We start from the raw sequence: 7231 nt of genomic DNA, 5'->3' as shown, positions 1-7231 counted from the left end.
GAACCTGCGACCTCTGGGTTATGAGCCCAGCGAGCTACCGAGCTGCTCCACCCCGCGTTGTGAGAATGAGTTTACGCCTCGGTTGCGGGGGTGTGCACACCGGGTGCCGGAAGCAGCTCCGGCACCCGGTGGGGTGGGTCATCCGCCTGGCTGGGGAGGCGCCGAGGTCGTCTGGGCGGCCTTGGCGTTCTCGTAGGCGCGGGCGGCGGCGTCGAGCGCGGCGAGGGCCTCGCCCTGTGCGGCGAAGTTGCCGCTCTGCTGGGCCTGCCGGAGCCGTTCGAGCGCCGACTGGATGTCGGCGACGGCCTGGTCGAGGGCCGGGCTGCTGCCGGTGCCGCCGGTGGCCGGCGGGTTCGTCGGCGTGGTGCTCGGTGTCGGCGTGTTGGTCGTCGGTTGTTGCTGGGTCGGCGAGGTCGCCGCCTGGCCTGCCTGGTCGCCGAAGACCTGTTTCAGCGCGTCGGCGAGGGTGGACGCGAACCCGACCTTGGACCCGTAGGACACCAGCACGCGGGCGAGCTGCGGGTAGCTGTTCTGGTTGCGTTGCTGGATGTAGACGGGTTCGACGTAGAGGAACCCGCCGCCGACCGGCAGGGTGATCAGGTTGCCGAAGATCACCGTGACACTCTGGTTGCTGAACAGGGTCCGTTCCTGGGCGAACCGGGAGTCGCTCTGGAACCTGTTCTGGACCTGGACGGGGCCGTCGACCTGGCTGTTGCCCGCCGCTGTGGTGGGTAGCCGCAGGACCTTGATGGCGCCGTAGTCGTCCGGGTCGGAGGACACCGTCATCCAGGCCGCGAGGTACTGCCGTTGCAGGGCGGTGAGCGGGCTGGTCAGCTGGAACGTCGTGCCGCTCTGCCCCGGCGCCTGCGCCAGCACGTAGTAGCCGGGCTGGTTGGCCAGGCCGGAGGCGTCCAGGTTGGTGCCGCCCTCCTGGGTCGGGTCCTGGGGCACGTTCCAGAAGGTGTTGGTCGTGTAGAACTCCTGCGGGTCGGTGACGTGGTACTTCGTCAGGAGTTCGCGCTGGACCTTGAACAGGTCCTCCGGGTACCGGAAGTGCGACCGCAGCTCGGGGCTGACCTCGCTGCCCGGCTTGACCAGGCCCGGGAAGACCTGCTCCCAGGCCTTGAGGACCGGGTCCTTGTCGTCGACCGAGTAGAGGGTGACGGTGCCGTTGAACGCGTCGACGGTCGCCTTCACCGAGTTGCGGATGTAGTTGATGTTGTTGTTGGCCTGGCGGGCGACGCCGGCGAGGGTGTCCTCGGTGGCGGCGCCGAGCGGCGTCTGCTGGGAGTACGGGTAGTTGTTCAGCGTGGTGTAGCCGTCGACGATCCAGACGATCTTGCCGTCGACCACCGCCGGGTACGGGTCGCCGTCGACGGTGAGCCACGGCGCGACCTTGCTGACGCGCTGGCGCGGGTCGCGGTTGTACATGATCTTCGAGCCGTCGCTGATGGCGTCGGAGAAGAGGATGTTCCGCTCGCCGTACTTGGCCGCGAAGGCGAGGCGGTTGAACCAGTTGCCGAGGTTCACGCCGCCGGTGCCGTCGTAGCGGTAGTTGCTGCTGCTGGCGCTGTCGTACTCGCCGGGCGCCCGGCCTTCCTGGCCGCCGACGATGGCGTAGTCGTTGGTGAGCTCGCCGTAGTAGATCCGCGGCTCGGTGACCGCGATGCCCGGCGCGGTGGGGTTGGCCGGGTTGATGCCGGCGCCGGTCGGGTTCTGCGTGTCGCTGGTGACCGCGATCGGGTAACCGCCGTCGCTGTTGGCGCTGCTCACCGCACGGTCGATCGTGTTGGCCGGAGCCGCCACGAACCCGTTGCCGTGCGTGTAGACCATGTGCTTGTTGATCCAGTTGGTCTGGTTGCCGGTGAGGTTGGCGGTGTTGATCTCACGGGCGGCGACCACGTAGTCCTGCAGCCTGCCGTCGATCTCGTAGCGGTCGATGTCGAGCTTCTGCGGGAAGCCGTAGAAGTTCTCGCGGCCGACCCGCTGGGTGAAGGTGGGCGCCAGTACGTTCGGGTCGAGCAGGCGGATGTTCGGCACCGTCGTGGTGTCCGCGCTGATCTCTGACGCGGTGGCCTGCCCGGTGCCGGTGTAGTCCTCGTACTGGACGTTGTTGAGCCCGAACGCGGACTTCGTTGCCTCCATGTTGCGACTGATGGAAAGCGCTTCCTTCTGGTTGGCGTTCGGCTTGACCGAGAACTGCTCGAGGATCGCCGGCCAGGCGACGCCGACCAGCACGCCGGACAGGATCAGCAGCACCAGCGCGATCGCGGGCAGCTGGATGTTGCGCAGGAAGGCGCCGGCGAAGAACGCGACGGCGCAGATCGCGGAGATGCACAGCAGGATCAGCTTCGCGGGCAGCACCGCGTTCAGATCGGTGTAGGTGGCGCCGTAGAACAGCGGGGCGTTGCGGTCGGAGAACAGCAGGTTGTAGCGGTCGAAGTAGTACTCGACGGCCTTCAGCAGCACGAACAGGCCCGCGGTGACGGCGAGCTGGACGCGGGCCGAGCCGGCGAGCTGGCCGCCGCGGCCGGCGAGCCGGATGCCGCCGAACAGGTACTGCGCGATGAGCGCGCCGATGAACGAGATCGTCACCGCGACGAACAGCCAGCCGAGCAGCCACTGGTAGAAGGGCAGCGTGAAGGCGTAGAAGCCGATGTCGTTGCCGAACTCGGGGTCGGTCTGGCCGAAGCTCGTGCCGTGCAGGAACAGCTGGATGCGCTGCCAGTCGCCCTCGCCGGTCGCGCCCGCGATGAGGCCGGTGACCAGCGGGATGCCGATGCCGAACAGCCGGATGCGGCCGACCACGGCCGAGCGGTAGCGGGCCAGCGGGTCGTCGGCGCCGGAGACCGGGACGAACACCGGCCGCGTGCGGTAGGCGATCCACAGGCTGAGCGCGAGCGAGCCGCCGACCAGCAGCCCGATCGCGAAGAACAACACGATGCGGGTGACGACCATCGTGTTGAAGACCTGGCGGGCTTCGACCTCGCCGAACCACAGCCAGTCGACGTAGGTGTCCAACAGGCGCGCGCCGAGTAGCAGCGCCAGGACGATCACCGCGGCGATGATCAGCAGTACCCGGCTGCGACGGGACAGTTTCGGCAGGCTCACTGGGGGCCGACTGGCCACTGCGCACGCTCCTGTTGTCTTGGTCCGCTGGCGGGGCGACCCGTAATGCAGGACACCCCTGAACCCCTAACTCTAGGAGGGCCGCCGCGGGTTCCCCGACCGGCCCGAATCGGACACGTCCGGCGGGCACCTGACACGATGAGGAGATGGCATCGGAAGTCAACCCCGCCACCGGTCCGGCCATCGCGGCGCTGGCCCGTGAGGTGGAGGAGTTCGTGGCCGCCGCCGGGTGGGACCAGGCTCCTCAGCTGTTCGCGCTGGTCCCGACCGCGTCGCTGCTCCGCGAGCAGCCGGAGCTGGCCGGGCAGCTCGACCCGTCGAGCGCGCTGACCCCGGTGGCGCAGGAGCCGCTGCCCGAGGGCGACCTGGCGGAGGCGCTGGGGCGGATCGCCTGGCCGGACGTCGTGCTCGGCTGCGCGCTGGCCCAGGAGATCATCGTGCTGCCCCCGAGCGCCGAGTCGGAGCTGTCCGACTCCGGCGACGCGGAGCGACTGCGGCAGGCCGCGGCGGACCACCCCGACCGGACGGAGGCGCGCCTGGTGGCGGCCGTGCTGAGGGACGGCCCGGGAGCCTGCGTCATGCGGCTGCGGGGCTACACGAAGGCGGAGGACGCCGAGCCCACCGACGAGATCGTCGAGCACCCTGACTTGGCGCCCAACCTGCTGGAAGCGCTTCGGGCCACGCTGGCCCCCTGACCTCGGCGCCCGGCCGCGTGGGGCCGCGCTCCACACCGGGTGTCTTGAGTCCCTCCACCCGGTGCGACGAGCCCTTCGCTCCCGCACCGGTCCCCACGCGAGGCGCCCACGGACAACCGCGCGAATCCGGGCGGTCCCGCAGCGAGTCCCACCACTCGGTGCCCACGGACAACCGCCCGGGTCCGCGCGCTCCCCACTCAGCGCCACATGCCCACGCCGTGCCCCATGGCTGGCGTCCGAGCCGCACCCACGGCCACGCCGCGGCCCACACCGAGCGCACCCGAGCCGCACACCCACCGCCTAGCACCCTCAGCTCGGCGCCGGGTCCCCACGCTCGACGCCCAAGCACGCGTCCCGGCACTCCCACTCGGAGCCGCGGCCTTCACACCCCCGGCGCGGGTCAGCAGGACGGCGTGGGCTGCCCCGCCTTGAGCGCGTCCAGCGCCGAGAGCGCGCTGTTCAGGTCGGTCACCTTGACCAGCTTCAGCCCGTCCGGCGCCGCGGCGGAGGCTTCCGCACAGTTGGCCTCGGGCGTGAGGAACACGGTGGCGCCTGCCTCCCGCGCGGCGACGACCTTGAACGAGATCCCGCCGATCGGCCCGACCTGCCCCTTCTCGGTGATCTCCCCCGTGCCTGCGATGTGCTCGCCTGCCACCATCTCGCCCGGGGTGAGCCGGTCGACGATCGCCAGCGCGAACATCAGGCCGGCCGAGGGGCCGCCGACGTCCTGCAGCGAGATCTTCACGTCGAAGGGCACGTCAGCGCGGTCGATGGGCTGCAGGCCCATGAACCCCTGCTTCTTGGACGGGTCCGGGTTCGCGGCGAGCGTGATCTGCTCGGTGCGGGGAGGCTCGGTGCCGTGCTGGAAGGTGATCGGCACGGTCTGGCCCGGGGTGGTGTCGGCGAGCGCCGCGGTGACGTCGTCCTCGTTGGTGATGGTGCGGCCGTTGACCGACAGCAGCCGGTCGCCCGCGGCGAGGACCCGGCTGGCCGGGGTGTTGTCGACGATCGTCTGGGCGAGCACCTTGACCGGGAACCCGAGGTGGCGCAGCGCGGCGACCTCGGCGTTGCTCTGCGAGTCCTGGAACTGCTGGACGTTCTCCTGCTGGACCTGCTCGTCGCTCTCGCCGGGGCGGAAGTACTCCTCGCGCGGCGCGAGCGCGTACCGGCCGCTGACCCACAGCCCGAGCGCGCCGAACAGGCTGATCTCGTCGTTGAGCGAGACGGTGGTCATGCGCAGCTCGCCCGCGGTCGGGTAGGTCTGCTGCCCGTCGATCTCGACCACCTGGACGCCGTTGACCTGGCCGAGCGTGTCGTAGGTCGGGCCGGGGCCGATCGCCACGTAGGGCACCTGGACGAACGCGCCGATGAGCCCGAACACCACGATGAGGACACCGCTGGTCACGACGGTCCAGCCGCGCCGGGTCATGCCGGCGCGCTCGCGGGGCCGCGTCGCGCGGTGCCCGTTGCGGGCCTGGTCGCCGTCGTCGGGTTTGGTGCCGGTCGCGGCGCCGGGAGCAGTGCTGTCGTCGCGGGACTCGCTCACGGCCCACAGCGTACGGTGACCGGCCCGCACGCTCGATCACCAGGCCTTGATCGCGCCGAGCGAAATCGGACACCTCTGGCGGGGTCACGGCTGCTCCGGCCGCGTACGGTGGGGGTATGAGCAATCTCCCGTTCGGCTTCGGGCCCCCGGATCCCGACAAGCCCGGTGACAACGGGCCGTCGGAGGGCGGCCAGCAGCCCGGCGCCGACGCGTTCAACCAGCTCGGCCAGATGCTGAGCCAGCTCGGGCAGATGCTGAGCCAGGCCGGCAGTTCGTCGGGCCCGGTGAACTACGACCTCGCCAAACAGATCGCACTGCAGAAGCTCAGCGGAAGCGCCGGCGGCACGATGGGTTTCGCCTCGAGCGGCGACGCCGACAGCGCCGTGCGGGACGCCGGGCACCTCGCGGAGCTGTGGCTCGACGCGGCGACGATCCTGCCCGCGGGCGCGTCGGTGACCGCGGCGTGGTCCCCGCGCGACTGGGTGCAGAAGACGCTGCCGACGTGGCAGCGCCTGTGCGACCCGGTGGCCCAGCAGGTGTCGGGCGCGTGGGTGGAGGCGCTCCCCGCCGAGGCGAAGCAGGCCGCCGGGCCGCTGCTGTCGATGGTCGGCCAGATGGGCGGCATGGCGTTCGGCTCGCAGCTGGGCAACGCGCTCGCGCAGCTCGCGTCGGAGGTGCTGACCTCGACCGAGGTGGGTCTGCCGCTGGGTCCGGAGGGGACGTCGGCGCTGCTGCCCGCGAACATCGAGAAGTTCACCGAGGGGCTGGAGCTGCCGAGCAGCGAGGTCCTGGTGTTCCTGGCCGCACGGGAGGCGGCGCACCAGCGCCTGTTCTCGCACGTGCCGTGGCTGCGGCAGCGCCTGCTGGCGACGGTCGAGGAGTTCGCGCACGGCATCAAGGTCGACACTTCGGCGCTGGAGCAGCTGGCCGGCCAGGTCGACCCGTCGAACCCGGCGAGCATCGAGGAGGCGTTGTCTTCGGGGCTGCTGGAGCCCCAGACGACGCCCGAGCAGCAGGCGGCGCTGAACCGGTTGGAGACGCTGCTCGCCCTGGTGGAGGGCTGGGTGGACGTGGTGGTCGCCGACGCGGTCGGCGACCGGCTCCCGGGGGCCGACGCCCTGCGTGAGACGCTGCGCCGCCGCCGCGCGACGGGCGGCCCGGCCGAGCAGACGTTCGCGACGCTGGTCGGGCTCGAGCTGCGGCCCCGGCGGATGCGGGCGGCGTCCGCGCTGTGGAAGCTCGTGGGCGACCGGCACGGCGCCGAGAAGCGGGACGGCCTGTGGTCGCACCCGGACCTGATGCCGTCGGCTGAGGACCTGGACGACCCGCTGGAGTTCGCCGAGCGGCTGGGCAAGCCGGGCGAGCTGGACGACCCGATGGCCGAGCTGGAGCGCACCAAGCCGGAGGACAAGGGCGACCCCGGCAAGGACGACGAGCCCGGCAACTGACCCCCGCGGTCACACAACCGAGCCGGCTGGGGCGCGGCGGCAAGCCCCGCCCCAGCCGTGCTTGGCTGCGGCCTCCGGCGCTCGCAACCAGCGCCGATTGAGGCCACCGCCGATCGGGGCCACCGCCGATCGGGGCCACCGCCGATCGGGGTCGGCGCTGCCACCATCGCCGCGCAGCCCATCGCACTCATCAACGCCCAGACCCGTCGCATTCGCGGCCACAGCCGGGAAGAGGCACGACGCCGCCACCATCGTGGAACCGGCCGCACTGCCCCGTCGCAACGCCCACTGACGGTCCTGCTCGTGCCCGGTCTTCCCCACCTTGCGCCTCGCGAGCTCCAACCCCACCACGGCGGGCGCCCCCACCGCCGCGACGCTCACGGTCCTGCTCGCGCCCGGTCCTCCCCACCCTG

General features: G+C 71.3%; 4 protein-coding genes. 2 read left to right on the top strand and 2 right to left on the bottom strand.

Annotation, left to right across the window (positions count from 1 at the left end; translation table 11 throughout):
* Positions 1-138 precede the first annotated feature (138 nt).
* Positions 139-3111 (bottom strand): UPF0182 family protein, encoded by a 2973-nt coding sequence (locus tag L2C96_RS21860; RefSeq protein ID WP_020417599.1) that lies wholly within the window; start codon positions 3109-3111, stop codon positions 139-141.
* 164 nt (positions 3112-3275) lie between these two features.
* On the opposite strand from L2C96_RS21860, the gene L2C96_RS21855 reads away from it, so the two are divergent.
* Positions 3276-3824: a PPA1309 family protein gene (locus L2C96_RS21855; protein WP_237337544.1), complete on the top strand. Its 549-nt coding sequence runs from the start codon at positions 3276-3278 to the stop codon at positions 3822-3824.
* Between the two features lie 400 nt (positions 3825-4224).
* Here the strand turns inward: L2C96_RS21855 and L2C96_RS21850 are convergent, their stop codons facing one another.
* Positions 4225-5370: a YlbL family protein gene (locus tag L2C96_RS21850; RefSeq protein WP_237337543.1), complete on the bottom strand. Its 1146-nt coding sequence runs from the start codon at positions 5368-5370 to the stop codon at positions 4225-4227.
* A 116-nt stretch (positions 5371-5486) separates the two neighbouring features.
* Between L2C96_RS21850 and L2C96_RS21845 the strand changes: the two genes are divergently transcribed.
* Positions 5487-6818 carry a zinc-dependent metalloprotease gene (locus L2C96_RS21845; protein WP_237337542.1) on the top strand — a complete coding sequence of 444 codons (1332 nt, stop codon included), beginning with the start codon at positions 5487-5489 and terminating at the stop codon, positions 6816-6818.
* Positions 6819-7231 lie beyond the last annotated feature (413 nt).

Source organism: Amycolatopsis tucumanensis, from assembly GCF_021654135.1.
Taxonomy (GTDB): Bacteria; Actinomycetota; Actinomycetes; order Mycobacteriales; family Pseudonocardiaceae; genus Amycolatopsis_E; species Amycolatopsis_E tucumanensis.
This window is presented reverse-complemented; position numbering and strand designations above follow the sequence as displayed.

Bases quoted from the DNA above. Each gene is read 5' to 3' on its own strand.
- L2C96_RS21845 (WP_237337542.1), top strand. From the start codon at position 5,487: ATGAGCAATCTCCCGTTCGGCTTCGGGCCCCCGGATCCCGACAAGCCC.
- L2C96_RS21855 (WP_237337544.1), top strand. From the start codon at position 3,276: ATGGCATCGGAAGTCAACCCCGCCACCGGTCCGGCCATCGCGGCGCTG.